At 50.6% G+C, this 20,658-nt stretch carries 17 protein-coding genes; 5 read left to right on the top strand and 12 right to left on the bottom strand.

Features of this window, described 5'->3' with window-relative positions; all coding sequences use genetic code 11:
- Window positions 1-13: 13 nt before the first annotated feature.
- From ACR9YC_RS05495 to sdhC, 6 genes are all read right to left on the bottom strand, one after another.
- Window positions 14-1,321, bottom strand: coding sequence for a M20/M25/M40 family metallo-hydrolase (locus tag ACR9YC_RS05495; RefSeq protein ID WP_438730933.1), 1,308 nt, complete (start codon window positions 1,319-1,321; stop codon window positions 14-16).
- Between the two features lie 44 nt (window positions 1,322-1,365).
- On the bottom strand, window positions 1,366-1,944 hold the full coding sequence (locus tag ACR9YC_RS05490) for a PH domain-containing protein (protein WP_438730931.1): 579 nt from the start codon (window positions 1,942-1,944) through the stop codon (window positions 1,366-1,368).
- 167 nt (window positions 1,945-2,111) lie between these two features.
- Window positions 2,112-3,545, bottom strand: a complete 1,434-nt coding sequence (gene creD, locus ACR9YC_RS05485; RefSeq protein WP_438730928.1) for a cell envelope integrity protein CreD — start codon at window positions 3,543-3,545, stop codon at window positions 2,112-2,114.
- A 140-nt stretch (window positions 3,546-3,685) separates the two neighbouring features.
- A complete protein-coding gene (gene sdhA / locus ACR9YC_RS05480; protein ID WP_438730925.1) occupies window positions 3,686-5,521 on the bottom strand; it encodes a succinate dehydrogenase flavoprotein subunit in 1,836 nt (611 codons plus the stop codon).
- Window positions 5,521-5,910 carry a succinate dehydrogenase, hydrophobic membrane anchor protein gene (gene sdhD, locus ACR9YC_RS05475; RefSeq protein ID WP_438730923.1) on the bottom strand — a complete coding sequence of 130 codons (390 nt, stop codon included), beginning with the start codon at window positions 5,908-5,910 and terminating at the stop codon, window positions 5,521-5,523. Before sdhD ends, sdhA begins: the two co-directional genes overlap by 1 nt.
- Before the next feature lie 60 nt (window positions 5,911-5,970).
- Window positions 5,971-6,360 carry a succinate dehydrogenase, cytochrome b556 subunit gene (gene sdhC / locus ACR9YC_RS05470; protein WP_438731617.1) on the bottom strand — a complete coding sequence of 130 codons (390 nt, stop codon included), beginning with the start codon at window positions 6,358-6,360 and terminating at the stop codon, window positions 5,971-5,973.
- Between the two features lie 207 nt (window positions 6,361-6,567).
- On the opposite strand from sdhC, the gene ACR9YC_RS05465 reads away from it, so the two are divergent.
- The 4 genes from ACR9YC_RS05465 to ACR9YC_RS05450 all read left to right on the top strand — a co-directional run bounded on the left by ACR9YC_RS05465 (window position 6,568) and on the right by ACR9YC_RS05450 (window position 10,465).
- The gene (locus ACR9YC_RS05465) at window positions 6,568-7,962 is read left to right on the top strand and encodes a methyl-accepting chemotaxis protein (RefSeq protein WP_438730921.1); all 1,395 of its coding nucleotides are present in this window, start codon (window positions 6,568-6,570) and stop codon (window positions 7,960-7,962) included.
- Window positions 7,963-8,024: 62 nt separating this feature from the next.
- Window positions 8,025-8,744, top strand: a complete 720-nt coding sequence (locus ACR9YC_RS05460; protein ID WP_438730918.1) for an SDR family NAD(P)-dependent oxidoreductase — start codon at window positions 8,025-8,027, stop codon at window positions 8,742-8,744.
- Between the two features lie 124 nt (window positions 8,745-8,868).
- Entirely contained in the window at window positions 8,869-9,780 is a 912-nt protein-coding gene (locus ACR9YC_RS05455; RefSeq protein ID WP_438730915.1) for a 50S ribosomal protein L11 methyltransferase, read from the top strand.
- Between the two features lie 7 nt (window positions 9,781-9,787).
- The gene (locus tag ACR9YC_RS05450; RefSeq protein WP_438730912.1) at window positions 9,788-10,465 is read left to right on the top strand and encodes a TIGR02117 family protein; all 678 of its coding nucleotides are present in this window, start codon (window positions 9,788-9,790) and stop codon (window positions 10,463-10,465) included.
- Between the two features lie 59 nt (window positions 10,466-10,524).
- On the opposite strand, the gene ACR9YC_RS05445 is transcribed toward ACR9YC_RS05450, so the two are convergent.
- The gene (locus tag ACR9YC_RS05445) at window positions 10,525-11,229 is read right to left on the bottom strand and encodes a Crp/Fnr family transcriptional regulator (protein WP_438730910.1); all 705 of its coding nucleotides are present in this window, start codon (window positions 11,227-11,229) and stop codon (window positions 10,525-10,527) included.
- A 76-nt stretch (window positions 11,230-11,305) separates the two neighbouring features.
- Here ACR9YC_RS05445 and ACR9YC_RS05440 point away from each other — a divergent pair, with 76 nt between their 5' ends.
- Complete coding sequence (locus ACR9YC_RS05440) at window positions 11,306-12,148, top strand: sterol desaturase family protein (protein ID WP_438730908.1); 843 nt, start codon at window positions 11,306-11,308, stop codon at window positions 12,146-12,148.
- Window positions 12,149-12,166: 18 nt separating this feature from the next.
- Here the strand turns inward: ACR9YC_RS05440 and ligA are convergent, their stop codons facing one another.
- From ligA to pnp, 5 genes are all read right to left on the bottom strand, one after another.
- The gene (ligA, locus tag ACR9YC_RS05435) at window positions 12,167-14,245 is read right to left on the bottom strand and encodes an NAD-dependent DNA ligase LigA (RefSeq protein WP_438730905.1); all 2,079 of its coding nucleotides are present in this window, start codon (window positions 14,243-14,245) and stop codon (window positions 12,167-12,169) included.
- Window positions 14,245-15,909 carry a DNA repair protein RecN gene (gene recN, locus ACR9YC_RS05430; RefSeq protein WP_438730902.1) on the bottom strand — a complete coding sequence of 555 codons (1,665 nt, stop codon included), beginning with the start codon at window positions 15,907-15,909 and terminating at the stop codon, window positions 14,245-14,247. The genes ligA and recN overlap by 1 nt, the downstream gene beginning before the upstream one ends.
- 105 nt (window positions 15,910-16,014) lie before the next feature.
- Window positions 16,015-16,770, bottom strand: a complete 756-nt coding sequence (locus tag ACR9YC_RS05425) for an outer membrane protein assembly factor BamD (protein WP_438731614.1) — start codon at window positions 16,768-16,770, stop codon at window positions 16,015-16,017.
- A gap of 192 nt (window positions 16,771-16,962) precedes the next feature.
- The gene (locus ACR9YC_RS05420; protein ID WP_438730899.1) at window positions 16,963-18,054 is read right to left on the bottom strand and encodes a Vgb family protein; all 1,092 of its coding nucleotides are present in this window, start codon (window positions 18,052-18,054) and stop codon (window positions 16,963-16,965) included.
- Window positions 18,055-18,196: 142 nt separating this feature from the next.
- Complete coding sequence (gene pnp, locus ACR9YC_RS05415; RefSeq protein ID WP_438730897.1) at window positions 18,197-20,503, bottom strand: polyribonucleotide nucleotidyltransferase; 2,307 nt, start codon at window positions 20,501-20,503, stop codon at window positions 18,197-18,199.
- Window positions 20,504-20,658 lie beyond the last annotated feature (155 nt).

Here is a 20,658-nt window from a genome sequence, read left to right as displayed (position 1 = left end):
ACACGAAGTCCGCTCAATCCTTGGCCAATCGCCCGATGAGAAGAGCGGCGCGTTTCGCCTGTCGCTTGATCGTCAACAGGTCAATCGTTTCTCCGTCGGCATGACTGCCCTGCCCACCCGGTCCCATACCGGCCAGTGCATCAACATAGCGAGCGACAAAAGAAACATCACCCGCACCGCGTTTCAAAGGATCTAGTTCGGGCTGTTCCGCCAGTCCAAGATCACGATTCACATCATTAAGCCGCACCAGCAGTGCACGGTTTCCGTCCGTTGGAGCCATGGGCGGATAGCCCTGACTGAAAGTAATTTCTGCTTCGGTTACTGGTGCATGGTCAGCCACAATTGCCTGCATCTTTTTGCGGATTCGATCTGTTTGTTCGTCCGACAATGTGCGAAAATCACCGCGTGCAATGGCAATTGCAGGGATGATATTGGTTTTGCCCGCCGCACTGGCTTTAAGGCCCTGCTCATCCAGCGCTGCCTCTGCGCCGCCGGTAAGCAGACCGACATTGAAAGTCAAATTGGGTTCCGGAAGCTCATTGCGAAAGCGCGATAATATACGGGTCATTTCAAAGATCGCGCCATCGCCAGAATTTGCCGAGAAAATACCCGAACTATGCCCTGTCTTACCGCGCGTCACCAATTGCCAGCTATTGGATGACCGCCGTGCAACAACGCCCATATCACGGCCATCCTGAACAGAAAGCCCTTCAAAATCGAGCGCAATATCCGCCCATTTCCCCCATTTTATAAGGTCTGCTCTGGCACCAGCGATCGGGCGGCCAACTGCTTCTTCATCACCAGTTATAGCCACTACAATATTGGCTGCCTTCAATGTTCCTGCCACCTGCATAGCCTTTAATGCAGACAAAATAACGATGATGCCACCTTTGTCATCAACCACGCCCGGGCCGGTTGCTTTATCACCATTGCGTACAAAATCCTGAAAGCCAGAGTCTTGTTCAAACACCGTGTCGGTATGCGCAATCAACAGGATGTTCTTGCCATCTTCACGCCCTTTATGCACGGCAAAGAAATGGCCTGCACGGTCAAATTCAGTCTGATCCACATATTCCACAGCAAAGCCCAGAGCTTCAAATTCCGGCCGCAAGACAGCCATGACCTTTTGATTACCCGCCGCATTGCGCGTGCCGCTATTGATGTTGACGATGGTTTCCAGCAGCGTGATATCTGCCTCAAAGCTGGTTTCGACGCTATTGGCTGCGCGCTGCTCTGCATCGCTTAATTGCGCCTGTGCCCCTATCGGGCTGATCGCCAGAGTCAATGCTGGTAGGACTGCTATATTTTGCCAAAATGCCATTATAAACCGCCTTTATTGTATATTCGACCAGTGAGTGTTCTGCTCTAGCCTATATCCAATTCTCTCACGCCTCGGCGCACACGCACGGCCTCTACACGGTCGCGAACCTCTCCCCTAATGGCCCGTGCATCAACCACATTGCTAATAACGATTTCAGAGCGGCCATTGCTATCAAGGCTGGTGCGATCTGAAGAGGAAATAATCAGGTCGCCATTTTCAAACATTTGCTGGATGATAGAGAACGTCACCTTCACATCCTTGATACGGTATAGCTCAATCTCTTCTTCGCTACGCACCAATATACCGCGCCGCATAAACAGGCGATCACCATCCAGCCAGTAAACATGGGTGATATTCTTCAAATGGCGATAAAGAATATAGGGAATAGCAGCCGCAGCAATAATGCCAGCGGCAATGAGGCCATATCCAAACCAAGCGCCGACCCCTATAACCGCACAGCAAAATATCAAAAAGGCCCAGCCTGCGCCAGATTGAAACAACCAAGCCAGCGTAGATGAGCGAAACTCAATAACCGGCAGATGGTCGAGATCATTCATTGCTTTGGCACGGCCCGAAACATCACCAAATTTTGATGATGATGGACCGCTCAAAATATCATTCATGGCCAAATTCCTAGTTAAGGGTGGGAAAGTTTATCGTTACCAACCTTCTAAGTCTATGCACGATTACATAATGAATAGGCGGACTATTGGCCCGCCCATATCATACTGATGCTATATTTGCGCCAAGTTTCTAGACGCGAAACCAACACGCTTATTTGGCGATGAGCTTAGTTACCACCAGTCTGCTTTGATGGTCGCGCCAAGCCCGACCAATCAATATTGCGTGTGACAAACATCACCCCAGCCAATGCTACGAACAGCAACATAGACCCGACGAGTAATGCATAAGCCTCTTGGTTGAGCAGCACATAGAGTAGCGCATAAAGGCCAACCAATATTGCACCCACAAAGCCGGCGCGTTTCCGGCTGCCCAACACTGCGCCGCTATAGGCCGTCAGCAGTATGATCATAGCAGCGGCTGCCATAAAATAAGCCAGTGCAAAGCCAAAAACCTCTGCAAAGGCAAGCAGCATGACGAAGAACAGGATCAACCCTGCGCCTGTCAAAATATACTCTGCAGCGGCCACACGCGCACCTGCAATAATATCAAAGAGCAGGAAGGTCAGAAAGGTAAAGCCAATGAACAGAAAGCCATATTTTACAGCGCGATCAACCTGACTGTACAGATTCACCGGTTCTACCATTGCGATTACGGGGCTATTGGCCCAAGTTTCTGAGCCACTATTGCCACTATATCTGCCATAATCTATTTGGCGTTCAGGGGCTTTGTCTGACAATGCCACCAGCGCTTCACCCAATGCCAGATTGGCAATAGCATATTTTGCAGTGAACCCATCTTCGCGCAATTCGCGTTCATCTGGTAAGAAATCACCAGTGAAATTAGGGTGTGCCCAATTAGAGGTGACGGTAAAATCGCTCAACTCACCACGCGGCGCCAGCGATATGCGATCATTGCCTTTCATACCGTAGCTGTATTTTAGTTTTAATGGCTTGCCATCATCCCATTCCAGAAAGGCAAAAAAGCCTGCGCCATTGGTAATGGCAAGGCCATTACCTGGGCGTAAATCGTAATTTTTTCCATTCACAGAGAGGCTATTGCCAGAGAGCAAACCACGCGGATCAGCGACCGGAAAGCGAATTTCCGCTTGATCGAACTTTAGTTCCTCACGCTTAACACCATAGCGTTCAACATCTTCCGGGATAGCAAATGTCGCAGTGCCATCAACTTGCGCAATGTAAACAGGCAATTTGTATATCGCTTTTTGCCGAGTCTCGGCATCAACATCTACATCCACTTTGACAGTATTGTTAAGCGGCGAGAGATAGAGCGAACGCGTTACGGTAACCGTGCGCGTTTTGTTGATACCGTCTTCCTCATATCGTTCGACTGTCTGTTTATCATAAGGGATAACGATAACTGGACCTGTGACCAGTTGCGCATCTCCCCATCCTTCCGCGATAGATTCCCGCGCAGTCTCAGATTGGCTTTGCCGGTCATAAACCAGAGCATATACCATCAATAAAGGTATCATCAGCAAAAAGCCGATAAGTGCCGCAATTAAGAGCTTCACACCTGGTGTACGCTCCTTGCGCAGCGGCGGTTGGCTCGGTGGTAATTCTTCTTTCTCGCTTCTGTCCATCCCATTTCCCCCTAACGGTTCATCGCTCTCAAGCAACGGTTCATCTATGGTGCTGTATATGAATGCTTTGTTAAGAGCCCAACAAAAAAGGGCCGGCAATCATTTGCCAGCCCTTTTTTGTTTCGATAATATCACTGTGCCTAATACACCCGCGCCTTTGGCTCGATATATTTTGCTTCGTCAGACAGCGTATATTCGTGCACTGGACGGTATCCAATTTCTGTCTTGCCGCCTTTACCGCCCCAGCCTTCATGGGTGATGACAGTGTGCTTCATCCAATTGGCGTCGTCACGATCACCATAATCTTCATGCATATGCGCGCCGCGGCTTTCTTTACGGTTAGCGGCACTTTCCATAGTGCACACAGCCTGCGCCATCAAATTATCCAGCTCCAGCGTTTCGATCAAATCCGTATTCCAGATCAATGACCGGTCATTAATGCCGACATCACCCAAACGCTTACTGACCGCAGCCATTGCCGTCTGGCCTTCAGACAGCAATTGATTGTCACGGAAAACCGCACAATGCTTCTGCATGGTTTTTTGCATTTCAGTGCGAATTTCTGCTGTTGGCGATGCGCCTTTGGCATGACGGAAATGGTCCAGCCGTTCCAACGACATATCAGCGGAATCCGCTGGCAATGGCTTGTGGTTGGTGCCCGGTTTAATGGTCTCGGCCAAACGATGGCCGGTTGCGCGCCCAAACACGACCAGATCAATCAATGAGTTGGAGCCCAAACGGTTTGCGCCGTGCACAGACACACAGGCCGCCTCACCCACAGCAAATAAGCCAGGGACAATACGATCAGGATTATCGGCGCTCGGGTCGATAACTTCGCCATGATAGTTACAGGGAATACCGCCCATATTATAATGGACAGTCGGCACCACGGGCAGTGCTTCACGTGTCAAATCGACACCAGCGAAAATCTTACCTGTTTCTGTAATCCCCGGCAGACGCTGCGCCAAAACAGCAGAGTCAATATGGTCGAGATGCAGGTAAATATGGTCACACTCTTTACCGACACCGCGTCCTTCGCGGATTTCTGTCGCCATACAGCGCGATACAACATCACGGCTGGCCAAATCTTTTGCAGATGGTGCGTAACGCTCCATAAAGCGCTCACCTTCGGAGTTAGTGAGATAACCACCTTCTCCGCGTGCACCCTCGGTAATCAATACGCCTGCACCGTAAATTCCGGTGGGGTGGAATTGTACAAATTCCATATCCTGCAAAGGCAAACCGGCTCGCAGCACCATGCCGCCGCCATCACCCGTGCAGCTATGCGCAGAAGTTGCGCTGTAATAGCAACGGCCATAGCCGCCCGTTGCCAAGGTGACTGCATGGCTGCGGAAGCGGTGGATAGAACCATCTTCCAAACAAATTGCGATAACGCCGCGACACACTTTGCCGTCCGGCGTATCTTCCATGATGAGGTCGATAGCAAAATACTCGATGAAGAAATCCGCATCATATTTCAGGCTCTGCTGATATAGTGCATGCAGCATGGCGTGACCGGTACGGTCGGCAGCAGCGCAAGTACGCTGAACCGCAGGGCCATCACCCATATTTTGCATATGGCCGCCAAAGGGACGCTGATAAATCGTACCATCATCATTGCGAGAGAAAGGTACGCCAGCATGTTCAAGCTCATAGACAGCAGCCGGTGCTTCACGCACCAGATATTCAATAGCGTCTTGGTCGCCCAGCCAGTCAGACCCTTTAACGGTGTCATACATATGCCATGACCAGTGATCTGGTGTATTATTGCCCAAAGACGCAGCGATACCGCCCTGTGCAGCAACAGTGTGACTACGCGTTGGGAATACTTTGGTGATACATGCGGTTTTCAAACCTGCCTCAGCGCTGCCCATAGTAGCGCGCAGACCAGAGCCACCAGCACCAACAATGACACTGTCATAGGTGTGGTCAATAATCTTATAAGCAGGTTTTGCAGTGGCATTAGCTTCGGACATTAACTTGCAACTCCGGTAAAGGCGATTTTTGCAACAGAAAAGACGGCAAATGTGCCGCAGCCTATGGCGTAGATATTCAGCAATATAATCACGCCGAACTTCGTTCCATGGTCATGGATGTAATCTTCAATCAGCACCTGAAGGCCCAAGCGCAGATGCCAAAATGCCGAGATACACAATAGCATCATCAAAACGGCCGATACCGGCGATGACAACCATGCCGTAACCGTATCATAATCAAAGCTGCCCAATTGCGTGAGCGACAATAGAAACCAAGTGAACAACAGGATGTTACCAATGGCGGTAACGCGCTGTATCAGCCAATGATGGGCGCCATGCCGAGCTGAACCCAGGCCGCGCACTTTCCCCAAATGTGTTCCGCTACCCATTAGCAAACCCCCGATGAATGTGAATTTTCTGCCGGTGCAAAATATGGCAGTGTAAATATATTAAACATAGACAATGACAGCCCAAAATGCCGCAGTAAGCGCGATAGAAAGAAATGGCAGGACTGCAGACCAGCGGTTATTTGCCTCCACTTCATATCCAGCACCAACGTCGAGAACAAAGTGCCGCAAACCAGAGACGAAATGCTGAAAAAATGCCCAGCTAAGTCCCACAAGAACGACATAGCCATACCATGCGCTCATATGCGACTGAAACATGGCATAATATTCAGGGCCATTAGCCAATGAGAATAACCACCATGTCAACAGCAGTCCCCCGACAATGGCCATGCCGTCACCAGTGATCCTATGCAATATAGACACGGTCATAGCCGCGCCCCAACGCCAGATACTCAAATGTGGTGAGAGTGGCCGCGCTTTTTGCTGACCCATCATGATCCCCTTTTACAAATCGTAATTTTGCAAACTGTTTAGACATTTGGCCGCAGGTTGCAAATGCTCAATACAGATTTCTTCTATATAATGTTGCAAAGATCGTATGATCGGTTGCGCCAGATTGCATCGCGCTCGCTATAACCATTTATTAACTATGATCCGCCTAATGATGGTTCTTAGACAGGTTCACATAGCTGAGGGTTCATGATGACAAGCAATAATATCAAGACAAAGGAAGGTTTTGTCTCTCCTTTGACACCCGAACAAATTGACGAGCTTTTTTCAATTTCGCAAAGGCTTACGCATTATGACAAAGATAACAGCCTTGCTGAATATGCGGTCGAGATAAATACACTGCTGGAAGGGCGTTTCGAAGAAGTTGGAGCTGCTTTTTGGGATCATTATTGCGAAACAACTGGATTCGGTGCTGTTGCCGCACAACAGCCTGAATTACGAAATGTGCAAATTAACCACGTCGCTAAATTTACAGAATTGAAATTTGGCGACTTGGCTAGCCAGAATTGGATCCACACAGCCTTTGAAAACGCATATAACGCGCATCAGGGCGGCCTAAAACATTGGCAGCTCATTGCATCAGCTTCAGCAGCTTATCAAAAAGCAATGCAGATCGTTTTTGAAAAAGTAAAAGATGATGTAGGCCGTGTTAGCAGATTGCTGGGAGCCTTAGCAAAAATACAAATCATTGAAGCAGAAATTATGTCGGCCGCCATAACGGAACTGAGCCGCAAAGAGGCTGCTGAAGCATCTCTGGCCCGCGCAAGCAGCTTTAAGGATGAAGTCGAGAAAGAAGTGCGTTCAGCATCGCAATTTGGCGATGCCATTCATGGTCAAGTGAGCAGCGCATCACAATCTGCACGCGGTATGCTGAGCAAATCATCTGAAGTCGCAGCGGCAGCAGAGCAATCCGCTATTGCTATGCGCGAAGCGGCACAAACCGCTGCAGGCCTAATCCGTGCTATTGAAGACGCGAGAGCAGAAGTGGAAACAGCATCTGATATTGCTAATCGCGCAGCGCATGATGCCAGCAGCGCGGTTGCGAGCACAGAAAAGCTCTCCGCACATGCCGAATCCATCGAGTCTATCTTGGGCCTGATCCGTGAAATTGCAGGACAGACCAACCTGCTTGCTCTTAACGCCACTATTGAGGCAGCCAGAGCCGGAGAAGCCGGGCGCGGTTTTGCTGTTGTTGCGCAAGAGGTTAAGAGCCTGGCCAATCAGACAGCGCGTGCAACCGATGATATTACTGGTAAAATCGAAGCCATCCAACAAGCGACCAAAGATACTGTCCAATCAAATGCGGCTATTCGCGATACGGTTGGCGATGTTCAAAAATCTGCCGATCGCATTCGTGACGCCATGGAAACACAGGCGCAAACGGTCACGATGATTACAGCGGCCGTTGATGAAACAGCTCTGGCAGCAGACTCAATGTCTGGCACCATCGCCACCATCCGCACCGATACCGAAAGCATGGCTTCGCAAATGGATAAGGTCGGCAAAGATTTTGATCGCCTTGATACGCGGCTTGATAGTTTGCAGAATATCTCAGAGCGATATGCTGACAGCGTTAATAGCTAAGATCATATAGGGCATTTGCAAAACTGCCTTGCCTATAATAGCCGAGCCTATAATCAAGGCATATGATTCAAAAATCACAAAACGCGCTTTTAACCGGCGCCAGTCGCGGCATTGGCAAAGCCATTGCTGATGGTCTTGAGGCAAGAGATATCCCTTATCTCGGGCAATCAACCAAAGGGGGCGATAGCCTCCTTGCCTCTGATTTTTCTCGAAACAGTGCTGCAAAACTCTTATGGCAAGAGGCATTGGACCGCAGTGAAGGCAATATTGATATATTGATTAATAATGCAGGCCTGTTCAAAGCCAGCCCGCTGGATCAATCACATGATGAATGGTGTGCGGACTGGCAGGAAACAATGATGATTAACCTGACGGCATCAGCTGAATTATGCCGGTTAGCGGTACGCCATTGGCAAGAGCGCGAATGCTCTGGCAGGATCGTCAATATTGCCAGCCGCGCAGCAAATCGCGGGGATAGCCCGCAGCATTGGCATTATGCAGCATCAAAAGGCGGCATGGTCGCAATGACCAAAACTATAGCGCGCGCCTATGCTGCACAGGATATTTACGCCTTCGCAATTTGCCCGGGTTTTACCATGACGGGTATGGCAGATGATTATCTGGAAAGCCGCGGCGGTGACAAATTGCTGGCCGATATTCCATTAGGACGCGTGGCACAGCCGGAAGAGATTGCCAGCATTGCCCTATATTGCGCGCTTGATGCGCCGCCATCCATGACCGGTGCCGTTCTGGATGCGAATGGTGCCAGCTATGTTCGTTGACAAACGCACTGTGCATATTGTCTGACGGGTTATAAATATCACTTTTATATAGACTATCCCATCATCCTATAAATGCAGTACTATGCAATCTGAATTGATATGACCGGAAAATGAGAAATTGCTTATGAGTGATAGTTGGACATTATCAATGCCCTGCACAAAACAGCAAGGCGATGCCTTGGCCAGTTTAGAGATGGGCGATATTGCTTGGTCAAAAACACCCGTCATATCGGCTCTGGAAAGTGATCCAAATTATCCCGATCAATGGACATTGGTTGGCTATTTTGATGGGAAGCCCAACAAGAAAGACATTGCAGCTTTCGCATCATTGACCGAAAATAATATACAAAATGTCTCGGCAGAAAAATTAGCCGCGCAGGACTGGGTAACGGTTAGCCAAGCCAATATAGAGCCGATAAAAGCTGGTCGTTTTTACATACATACACCGGATTATCGACCTAGTGATGATCCTCAAGTGACAAGTTTTTCCATTCCTGCCAGCCTGGCTTTCGGCACAGGTCATCATGAAACGACGAGCGGCTGCCTGAGATTTCTCGACGCGATGCGCGCTAGCGGAGTGCGTGTAGACAATATGCTCGATCTAGGCACAGGCACGGGATTATTGGCTTTTGCTGCGAACACGCTCTGGCCGCGCGCCTATGTCATGACCAGCGATATTGACCCTGTTTGTGAAGATGTTGTGAACCAGAATATCGCCAGCAATGGCTTGAAGTCAGGCTGGCATATGGGAGAAATTGGCTATGTAACCGCCGATGGATTACACAATGATCTGCTCCAAGACCGTGCCCCCTATGATCTGATTACCGCAAATATTTTGGCAGGCCCCTTATCTGAAATGGCCGAAGATATTTCATCAGCACTGGTCGCTGGTGGCCATCTCATATTGGCAGGACTTTTAACATCGCAATATCAGGATGTAGCGCGCGCATACCGCAAACACGGAATGCGCGTCGCTCATAGGTCGATTGCGGGGGACTGGAGTATATTGTGGCTCCGCAAACGGATCACGAAATGATTTTGTGATGGGCAAACTACTCTGCGGCATTCGCTTCGTTATTGGCTGGCTGTTTCTCATCATTGGCCTGTACTTCTTTGCCGCCCTTATAGGCAGCCTGATCAGTGTGAATGCAGACTGGCGCGAACCTGAAAGCGGTGTGCAAATTTTTGTAGAAACCAATGGCGTGCATACCGCCATCATATTGCCGCGCCGTCATAAAGACCATGATTGGGCCGACTTTCTGCCAGAAGGTGACCTTCCAAAAGGTCAGAGCTTCGGGGAGAACATCTCCTTCAGCTGGGGCGAGCGGAATTTCTTTCTGGAAACAGAAAATTGGTCTGACCTACGCCCCAACATCGCCGCGAAAGCGGTTTTTGGCAGCAACGAAACATTGATGCATATCTATCATTATGGCGCAATTGGCCAAGGTCCATATCATCGCTCACTCATCATAACACCGGATCAGCATGATCAATTGGTGGCCATCATTAAAGCCAAGTTCGAACAGTCAGGTGGAAAAGCGGTCAATGCTCTGAAAGGTTATGGACGCGGAGATATTTTCTATCCCTCATCCGGCTACTACTCTCCCTTGCGCACTTGCAATATATGGACTAGCGAAACTCTGGCAGCAATTGGAGTGCAGACCGGTATCTGGACGCCAATGGCTGGCGGTGTGATGCGCTGGTTCCCGCTGGAACGATAGGAATAAGCCATCAACTTTTAACCGAGCGACTAGAACTACCCACGCTTTTGGCTTCGCGACTATAAGGCTTCCAGCACCTGCCATTCGCGCAATCGCGTAATATCATTTACGGTAATGATACCATAGCCGCAGCTGACCAAGCCTTCCTCCTCCAACAATCGCAAAGCCTTACCCAAAGACACACGCGAAACACCTATTAAATCAGCCAGAGACTGTTGGGTCAGTCGCAAATCTTGCTCTCCTTTTCCACTATGACATTGTGCCAACAGCGCTCGTGCTGCGCGCAATGGAGTTGATTGTGTCCGGCTTGCTTCAAGCGCATCCATGGCGGCCTGCACAATATGGGCCATCGCTTTAAGCAATAACCGCGCCATGCGGGTATCTTCGGTCAGCAATTTAGCAAGCTGCGATTCACCGATACGCAGCAAGACCGCATCGCTGGCCGCTATAGCATCAACCAAACGTGGAAACTCCCCTAGAAAAGCCTGTTCACCAAAGCTCTGCCCCTCAGTCAAAGCCGCAAATATGTGAAACTTTCCATCACGACTATGCCGGCCAATATGGACATGCCCAGACTGTATGAACCAGAATTCTTCACCATGGTCGCCCTGAGATTGAATAGTGGCACCTTTGGCAAATGCTCGTTCCTGCCCTGTTGCTAACAGCCGTGCCTGCACATCTGCGGGCAGTGCTTCGACAAATCCTGGTGTGCCGATGATAGGCGGAAGAATAGCTTTTTGCGGCAAATGATAAGAGCTTTGCATTTCATCATCGGGTTATCAGCTATATCCATCGCCAGCAAGCGCCAATTAACGGCGCAGATATAATGGAGATGTTGCCATGCGGCCGGAAATTATCGTGATTCTCTGTATCCTGACGGGTTACGCCTTTTTGGAAGGCATTCGCGGCAGTTTCTTCCGCAAGAAAGATCAGACACGCGACGATGCTATTGTCGAACTGTTCAGCACTTTTGGGCTGTTTTTCATCAGCCAACCCCTGATCATTCTCTCTGTACAATTCATTATGGGCAGTGTTGCGCCGCAATGGCAGGACAGTCTGGCTGGACTACCCTTTTGGGCAGGTTTCGCTCTGTTCATCATTTTCGATGATCTGACCCAATATTGGTGGCACCGCGCATCACATAGCTTCCCATGGCTGTATAATCTGCACCGCGCGCACCATAATGCGAAATATATGAGCGTACGGCTCGTTTACCGGAATAACTTTTTCTATTATGCTATGATGCCGAGTATATGGCTTTCCGCAACTCTGGTCTATCTTGGACTTGGTTGGGTCTATGCCGTTTTCATCGTCATCAAATTGGCCATCATTACCGGCGCACATAGCGATGTCGCTTGGGATAAACCGCTTTACAAGATCAAATGGCTGTCGCCGATTATGTGGGTGGTGGAACGCACTATTTCTACACCAGCAACGCACCATGCACATCATGGCCGCCACTCCAGTGATGGTGTGACTCATTATAAAGGCAATTTCGGCAATATGTTTTTTCTATGGGATGTCATTTTTGGCACTGCCAAAATCACACGCAACTACCCTAAAGAATTTGGCGTAGAAAATCTTGCACCTGCAACATTAGGGCAACAACTCGCATGGCCCTTATTTGCCGAAAATGACAAAGGCGGCTTAACCGCGGCGCAAGAAGCCAATACGCGAAACTAAGTAACCACTGGAGGTATCTTAGCTGTTCGCACTAACAATCTCGGCCCAGCCTGCTTCATCAACCGTTTCAATGCCTAGCTCTTGCGCCTTTTTAAGCTTTGATCCTGCCCCAGGTCCAGCGACCAGCAAGTCAGTCTTAGCGGATACACTGCCTGCAGCTTTCGCGCCCAGTTTTTCCGCCTGTGCCTTGGCCTCGTCACGGCTCATTGTCTCTAGCTTGCCTGTAAACACAATCGTCTTGCCGCTCCATTCGGTCTGTTTGCGGTCATCGACAAATGCAGCAGGCACAGCCTCTGCCATAAGATCATTCCAAGCCTCAACATTGTGCTTCTCATGAAAGAAATCACCCAATGATTGCGCCACTGTTGGGCCGACACCATCAATGTCTATGACCTCTGCGACAGCATCGTCATCTGCATCAGCCAAACGCTGACCAATAGCCTTTATGGCCTGCACTGTGCCAAAATTGCGCACCAAATCGCGTGATGTGGTTATGCCGATATGGCGGATACCCAGACCGAAAAGTAGCCGCGAAGGATCAAACGCTTTGCGCCCTTCAATGGCGGCCAGCAAATTATCGACCGACTTTTCCTGCCAGCCATCTTTGGCGAGCAGAGTCTCCCGATGCTGTTTTAATCGGAAAATGTCAGCCGGAGTCTTCAGCCAGCCATAATCAATAAATTCGGCAATGCTTTTTTCGCCCAAACCATCAATATCCATTGCGCCGCGTGAGACAAAATGGGCGAGCCGCTGAAAAAGCTGTGCAGGACAGATTAAGCCGCCAGTGCAGCGCACATCAACCTCGCCTTCCTCTGCCACGGCCTCGGAGCCGCAATCAGGGCAGACATCTGGAAAATCATAAGCTGCGCGATCTTCATCACGCGTCAGATTGTCCACCACTTGCGGAATAACATCCCCTGCCCTTTGGATAACCACACGGTCGCCCGGCCTGACGCCCAAACGCGCAATTTCATCACGATTGTGCAACGTGACATTGCTCACCACCACGCCGCCAACAGTAACCGGGGCTAAACGCCCTACAGGGGTCAACTTGCCCGTCCGGCCGACCTGAATATCAATAGCTTCCAGCACCGTTTGCGCCCGTTCAGCAGGGAATTTATGCGCCAATGCCCAGCGCGGGAATTTGGTGACAAAGCCCAGACGCTGCTGCCAATCCAACCGGTCCACCTTATAGACCACGCCATCAATATCATAAGGCAGCTCAGCACGCCCTGCCTCAATCTTACGATAATGGCTCAGCACATCATCAAGCGATTGAAAACGGTCAAAAAGACGCGACACCTGCACGCCCATATCCCATATCGCTTCCATCACCTTATATTGATTGTCGGCGGGCAAGGCAGAATGCACGCCCCAGCCATGCGCCAGAAATTTTAGCGGGCGCTTAGCCGTAATCTTCGGGTCTTTCTGCCGCAAAGAGCCAGCAGCGGCGTTGCGCGGATTGGCGAATATCTTCTCTCCCGCTGCTTCCTGCCGCTCATTCAGCGCGGCAAAATCCGCCTTGGCCATATAAACCTCACCGCGAATTTCAAAAAGGTCAGGCACATCACCTTTCAACGTCTGCGGAATATCATCAATCATGCGCACATTGGCGGTGACATCTTCCCCCACCTGCCCATCGCCGCGGGTGGCGGCCTGCACCAATTCGCCCTTTTCATAACGCAGCGAGCAGGACAGACCATCAATCTTATCCTCCGCGGTAATAGCCACGGGTTCGTCTTCAGACAGGTTAAGATAACGCCGCACCCGCGCCAACCATTCGGCGATATCCTCATCAGAAAAACCATTATCCAGGCTCATCATCCGCTGTTCATGCGTTACTTTTTGCAGCGATGATCCTGCGACAGATGCGCCAACCTGCTTGTTCGGGCTATCATCACGCACCAGATGCGGAAAAGCCTCCTCTAGCGCCGTGTTGCGCCGCACCAGCGCATCATATTCTGCATCAGAAATCTCTGGCGCATCATTGGCATGATAAAGCCTGTTATGACGCGCAATAGTCCGCGCCAGACGCATCAATTCATTGGCGGCGTCGGCTTCCGAGAGATTTGTCAGATCAGGGTCTACACTCTTCATCACACACCCTCCAGCAAACGGTCTGCCTGCGCGCGCGCTTCATTAGTCACTTCTGCGCCGGAAAGCATACGCGCAATTTCTTCCTGACGTGCCGCGATATCGAGCAGCACAACATTGGTCCGCGCCACGGTGCCATCAGACGATTTGCTGATATACAGATGATGGTCGCCCTTGGCGGCGACTTGCGGGCTATGGGTGACGGCCAGCAATTGCGTATCTTTGGAGAGACGCGACAATCGCTCACCAATGGCGGATGCAACCGCCCCGCCAACGCCGCGATCAATCTCGTCAAAGATGATTGTGTCCGCGCCGCCCTGCTCTGCCAAGGCCACTTTCAGCGCCAATATAAAGCGCGATAATTCACCGCCCGAGGCGATTTTCATCAACGGCGCAAAGTCACTGCCCGGATTGGTTGAGATCAAAAACTCGGCCGCGCTATTGCCCTTTGGTCCCCAGCGTTCTTCTGGCAAAATGGTAATGGACGATTGAAAGCGAGCCGCATCCAGTTTTAAGGGCACCAATTCATTTGCAACGGCTTTATCCAGCCTTGTGCCCGCTTCAACACGTTGTTTATGCAATGCGTCTGCTGCGCCTACATAATCGGCTTTCGCCTTATCGCGCGCTGCGGTCAGCGCCACAACATTGCCGCCCCCGCTTTCAAGAGCGCCCCATCGCGCCTCTAAACGTTCCAGAAGGTCCGCCAGATCGTCCGGCTGCACATCATGTTTGCGCGCCAATGCGCGGATGGCGAAGAGGCGCGTTTCTGATTCTTCCAGCTGCTGCGGATCAAAATTTAATGCCTGTGCGGCCTCAAACAATTTGTCCTCACCCTCTCCAGCCTCAATAATCGCGCGGTCCAGTGAAGAGAGAGCCTCTGCCAATATAGGATGCTCCGGCGCTATGCGGTCAAGTTTGCGTGTCAGGCTGCGTAATTTGGCCAAAGGATTGTTCGACCCGTCAAGCATATCGGTAATTTCAACAAGACTCTCTGATAAGCGCTCGCCTTTTTGCATATCCGCCCGTTCAAGGGCCAAAGCGGCTTCCTCACCAGCTTGCGGGCCAAAACTGCGCAGTTCATTCAAACTATGCTCCAGCCATTCCCGGTCTTTTTCCGCCTCTTCCATTTCGGTCAGCGCCGCCGCCAATGCTGTTTCTGCATCCCGCCATTGGCGATAAACGCGTGCCACTTTACCGTGATCTGCTTTGGCAAAACTGTCGAGCAAGGCCAAATGCCCCTTAGGGTTGATGAGGCCGCGATCGTCATGCTGACCGTGAATCTCCACCAAATAGGGTGCCAGTTCGCGCAATAATGCCGCAGAAACCGGCTGATCGTTAACATGGGCACGGCTGCCACCATCCGCGCGCACCTGTCTGCGGATAATCAGTGGCTCACCAGCCTCTATTTCCAGATCATTATCATCGAGCAATTGTGCAAGCGGGCCACTATCCAGCTTCACATTAAACCCGGCAGTGACGCGGGATTTTTCAGCACCGGCGCGGACCAGGCCACTATCCGCTCTTGCCCCCAATACAAGGCCCAAGGCATCAAGCAATATGGATTTACCAGCCCCTGTCTCGCCCGTAAGGACGCCAAGACCAGCAGCAAAATCAAGGTCAAGTGCCTCAATAATCACCAGATCGCGAATGGAAAGTGTTGCCAGCATGTTCACTCAATAGCGCGAAGATGCACAAATGCCGAGAAGGTAATTACAGGCTATCCACAAAAGGCGGAAAAGACCGAGATTTAAAGATATAAAAACACGCAGCAATCAGATGCCGCCATGCTTCTCCATCAATTTAAATGCACGTTCATACCATTTTGAACCAGGATAGTTAGCGCCAAGAACAGCCGCTGAACGCTTTGCTTCATCGGGGATACCCAAAGACAGATAACTCTCCGTCAAACGATATAGCGCCTCTGGAGCATGGCTGGTTGTCTGGAATTTGTCGACAACGGCCTGAAAACGCAATGTCGCGGCCAACCATTTGGAGTCGCGTTGATAAAAACGACCGATTTCCATCTCTTTGCCGGCAAGGTGATCATTAACCAGATCGACCTTCAACCGCGCATCAGCGGCATAACGGCTTTCTGGATAGCGGCGCATGACTTCGCCAAGTGAGGCCAATGCCTGTTCAGTGATCTTCTGATCGCGTGTGACATCGCTAATCTGCTCATAATAGCTCAGCGCAATCAGATAATAGGCATAGGGCGCATCTTTATTGCCAGGGTGAATGGCCAGAAAGCTCTGCGAGGACTGAACCGCTTTGTTATAATCGCGAGACAGGTAATAGCTGTAGGCGCTCATCAATTTCGCGCGGCGAGACCATGGTGAATAAGGGTGCTGGCGCTCAACCTCATCAAACAAAGCTGCTGACAGTTGATATTGATTGGCATCAAGACGCCGCTTTGCGGTTGTATACAGCGTGCTCACATCGCGTGCGACATAGCTTGTATCAATGTCTCCGCCGCCACTGCCGCCAAAAATTGAGCAGCCGCTCACGAGAACAGAGCTTATCGAGAGCATGGCTATTGAAGCGAATTTGCGCACCATTAAATTCCCCTTGCCCTTTCGGGTCATGCGAGCGGACCAAGTTATTCGTTTATGGCCTTAGTTAAAACGTGACTGTTGTTTACAGAATTGCGGATAAACCGCAAGTGAATAGCCATTGCTCAACTGCAACAAATATGGAGCAAAACGGCTCCTTTTGAAGCGCGATCACTCCAGAATGAGACGACCAATTTGATTTATTCCCAATTCGGTAAACCATATCTCATCGTCCGGCCCAGCAATGATACGGTGCATGACGGTTCGCTGCGATGGGGCCTTGAAAAAGTTGATATCGACTTCGGTTAAGTCACCGTCTTCTGCCTTCAAAAGCGCCTTATCCAAGCGCACAATATAATCATCGCCAGTGTCACCCATTTCTGGCGGTGCGATATATTGCTGAACCCATAAATTGCCACTATTATCAAATGCCAGTCCAGCAAGAATGGCCGAGCTTGAAACCAGCGGCACGGCAAATTCGCATATGCTGCCATCCTGATCTATGCGCGCAACATTGCCGCCTGCCTCTTGTGAAAACCACATGGATTGGCCATCTGGCGACGGCACAATCGCAATAGGCCGACTGGATGCGGTGGGAATATCAAATTCGGTTACGTCGCCCAAAGCATCCACACAGGCGATTTTGTTGCCGGTCAATTCACTAAACCACATTTTGCCATTAGCACTGGCTGCAGCATATATGGGCGTTGCGCCGATAGTTGGCAGCGCAATATGGGTGACATTGCGATTAGTATCGACCTTGCCCACACTATTGGTCAGCTTGCCAGTGAACCATAATGCACCATCAGTGCCGACGCCCAATCCATGAGGGCGTGGATTAAATGGTGCTGGCGCATCTGTAATGTGCAAGCAAATATCCACTTGTTCCGCTATTGAGCCATCTTCGGCTATACGCGCCAATGCGCCTATATTCTCCAAAGTAACCCAGACATTGCCATCATGATCTATTGCCAGCCCATGCGGCGCGCTGTCCTTTGGCATAGGGTGGTAACTCGCCTCACCCTGCCGCGTGACACGCGCCAGATGGTCATAGGCTTGGCCGGAAACCCAGAATATATCACTGCGCGGGTCGTAAACAATCTCATGAGTAGAGCCGGAGAATGAAGGGCAACAGCTAAAAGGATCAGCTGGCGCGTGATTGCATTCATCATCTTCTGCCCCCGGCCATTTTAGCGCAAATTCAGTAATATAAGGCGATTGCCCCGGCCCATTTGGAGCGCAATGCTCATGGTTATGGTCCATAATGTTTCTCCCTCAATGCGCAGTGATGCCGCGCAAATATCAGGACAGTCAAGCGATTGACGCTATATTGTAGAAGAAAGATGCAAAAAGGGGCCACCACTTTCATGGCGACCCCTTAAATGCTTATCGCTATTGGCTAAACTTAATCGTCATCACCGGTAATGAAATCAGGCAATGGCGCATCGCCGCCTTTATCACTACCAGCATCGCCGCCGTCACTGCCGCGACCACGGCCACGACCGCGTCCACGGCCACCTTCTTTGCCGCCATCACCATCACGACGTGGGCCACGACCACGGCCACCGCGATCATTACCGCCACGCTTATTTTCGCGTGGAGGGCGTGTGTCTTCAAGTTCTTCGCCAGTTTCCTGATCCACAACCCGCATGGAGAGGCGAACCTTGCCACGTTGGTCGATTTCCAGAACCTTGACTTTGACTTCCTGACCTTCGGACAGTTCGTCAGCAACTTTCTCAACACGCTCATTTTTGATTTCAGACACGTGGACCAGACCGTCTTTGCCGCCCATGAAATTCACAAAGGCACCAAAATCGACGAGATTGACGACTTTACCATTGTAGATTTTGCCGACTTCGGCTTCTTCTACAATGCCGGCAATCCATGCTTTGGCCGCTTCGATTTGCGCGCCGTCTGAAGACGAGATTTTGATCATGCCTTCATCGTCGATATCGACCTTCGCACCAGTTTCAGCAACGATTTCGCGGATCACTTTGCCGCCAGTGCCGATAATGTCACGAATTTTCGATTTATCGATTTGCATGGTTTCAATACGCGGTGCGTGTGCAGACAATTCTGTGCGCGCGCCGCCCAGAGCTTTTTGCATTTCGCCCAATATGTGCGCACGGCCTTCAGATGCCTGACCCAATGCAGTTTTGAAGATTTCCTCGGTAATACCGGCAATCTTAATGTCCATCTGCATGGTGGTGATGCCTTTTTCGGTACCAGCCACTTTAAAGTCCATATCGCCCAGATGATCCTCATCACCCAATATGTCGGACAATACGGCAAAGTCTTCGCCTTCAAGGATCAAGCCCATAGCAATGCCGGAAACCGGACGTTCGATAGGAACGCCTGCATCCATCATCGACAGACAGCCACCACAGATTGTTGCCATTGACGAAGAGCCGTTAGACTCTGTGATGTCAGACAAGATACGGATGGTATAAGGGAAATCTTCCTGGCTAGGCAGCACAGGGTGCAGAGCACGCCATGCCAATTTACCATGGCCAATTTCACGGCGGCCCGGTGCGCCAAAACGGCCCACTTCACCAACAGAATATGGCGGGAAGTTATAGTGCAGCATGAAATTGCTGTAAGACAGACCATCCAGACCGTCGATCATTTGCTCAGCATCTTTGGTGCCCAAAGTCGTTGTACAAATGGCCTGTGTTTCACCACGTGTGAAAAGCGCTGAACCATGAGTCCGTGGTAGGAAGCCAACCATGGATTCAATCTGGCGCACTTCATTGGTTTTGCGTCCATCAATACGTGAGCCGTCTTTCAAGATAGCGCCGCGCACGATTTCAGCTTCCAGCTTCTTCATGACTTTGCCAGCGGTCATCTGCGTCTGGCCTTCAGCATCGGCATAATGTGCCTTCACCTTGGCGCGTGCTTCATTCAACGCATCTGAACGCGCAGATTTGTCAGTCACTTTATAAGCGGCTGCAATATCATCACCGATCAAAGAACGGATTTCGTTTTTCATATCGGCGGTATTGTCAGAAAGGTCGATTTCCCATGGATCTTTGGCCGCTTTTTCAGCCAGATCAATAATGGTGTTTACAACCTTTTTAATCTCGTCATGCGCGAACATTACTGCGCCCAGCATAACGTCTTCGGTCAATTCCTTGGCTTCAGATTCAACCATCATCACGGCATTGCCTGTTGCAGCAACAACCAGATCAAGCTCGCCTTCTTTAACCTGCTCCATTGATGGGTTCAGGCTATATTCGCCGTCTTGGTAACCAACGCGTGCTGCGCCGATTGGGCCCATGAACGGCAGGCCAGAAATGGTCAGCGCTGCAGAAGCAGCAACCATGGCGACAATATCAGCCTCGGTTTCGCCATCATAGCTAAGAACCTGACAGATGACATTGATTTCATTATAGAAACCTTCAGGGAAAAGCGGGCGGATCGGGCGGTCGATAAGACGGCTTGTTAGCGTTTCTTTTTCGGTCGCGCCGCGCTCACGCTTAAAAAAACCGCCAGGAATACGGCCGGCAGCAGAGAATTTTTCTTGATAATGTACGGTGAGTGGGAAGAAATCCTGTCCCTCTTTAACCGATTTTGCAGCTGTGACAGCGCACAGAACAACGGTTTCGCCATAGGTCGCCAGAACAGCGCCATCAGCTTGACGAGCAATACGGCCCGTTTCCAGAGTGAGGGTCTTTCCGCCCCACTCCATTTCAACTTTCTTTACATCAAACATGTGTTTTCCTTATGTACCCGCGCAGCCCTAATGCCGGGCGGGGCCTCTTATGTTGCGCCGCTGTCCGGCGGCGCGCGGTCTGGGGACTTATTATACGCCCCTTGATGTCCTTGCCGAATTGCAAGAACACCCCATAAGCAAAGCGGCCCAAATAT

This window comes from Parasphingorhabdus sp. DH2-15, from assembly GCF_051668705.1.
GTDB lineage: Bacteria > Pseudomonadota > Alphaproteobacteria > Sphingomonadales > Sphingomonadaceae > Alterisphingorhabdus.
This window is presented reverse-complemented; position numbering and strand designations above follow the sequence as displayed.

Bases quoted from the DNA above. Each gene is read 5' to 3' on its own strand.
- ACR9YC_RS05465 (WP_438730921.1), top strand. From the start codon at position 6,568: ATGATGACAAGCAATAATATCAAGACAAAGGAAGGTTTTGTCTCTCCT.
- pnp (WP_438730897.1), bottom strand. From the start codon at position 20,503: ATGTTTGATGTAAAGAAAGTTGAAATGGAGTGGGGCGGAAAGACCCTC.
- ACR9YC_RS05425 (WP_438731614.1), bottom strand. From the start codon at position 16,770: ATGCTCTCGATAAGCTCTGTTCTCGTGAGCGGCTGCTCAATTTTTGGC.
- ACR9YC_RS05460 (WP_438730918.1), top strand. From the start codon at position 8,025: ATGATTCAAAAATCACAAAACGCGCTTTTAACCGGCGCCAGTCGCGGC.
- sdhD (WP_438730923.1), bottom strand. From the start codon at position 5,910: ATGGGTAGCGGAACACATTTGGGGAAAGTGCGCGGCCTGGGTTCAGCT.
- ACR9YC_RS05455 (WP_438730915.1), top strand. From the start codon at position 8,869: ATGAGTGATAGTTGGACATTATCAATGCCCTGCACAAAACAGCAAGGC.
- ACR9YC_RS05440 (WP_438730908.1), top strand. From the start codon at position 11,306: ATGCGGCCGGAAATTATCGTGATTCTCTGTATCCTGACGGGTTACGCC.
- creD (WP_438730928.1), bottom strand. From the start codon at position 3,545: ATGGACAGAAGCGAGAAAGAAGAATTACCACCGAGCCAACCGCCGCTG.
- ACR9YC_RS05495 (WP_438730933.1), bottom strand. From the start codon at position 1,321: ATGGCATTTTGGCAAAATATAGCAGTCCTACCAGCATTGACTCTGGCG.
- ACR9YC_RS05490 (WP_438730931.1), bottom strand. From the start codon at position 1,944: ATGAATGATATTTTGAGCGGTCCATCATCATCAAAATTTGGTGATGTT.
- recN (WP_438730902.1), bottom strand. From the start codon at position 15,909: ATGCTGGCAACACTTTCCATTCGCGATCTGGTGATTATTGAGGCACTT.
- ligA (WP_438730905.1), bottom strand. From the start codon at position 14,245: ATGAAGAGTGTAGACCCTGATCTGACAAATCTCTCGGAAGCCGACGCC.
- ACR9YC_RS05450 (WP_438730912.1), top strand. From the start codon at position 9,788: ATGGGCAAACTACTCTGCGGCATTCGCTTCGTTATTGGCTGGCTGTTT.
- ACR9YC_RS05445 (WP_438730910.1), bottom strand. From the start codon at position 11,229: ATGCAAAGCTCTTATCATTTGCCGCAAAAAGCTATTCTTCCGCCTATC.
- ACR9YC_RS05420 (WP_438730899.1), bottom strand. From the start codon at position 18,054: ATGGACCATAACCATGAGCATTGCGCTCCAAATGGGCCGGGGCAATCG.
- sdhA (WP_438730925.1), bottom strand. From the start codon at position 5,521: ATGTCCGAAGCTAATGCCACTGCAAAACCTGCTTATAAGATTATTGAC.
- sdhC (WP_438731617.1), bottom strand. From the start codon at position 6,360: ATGGGTCAGCAAAAAGCGCGGCCACTCTCACCACATTTGAGTATCTGG.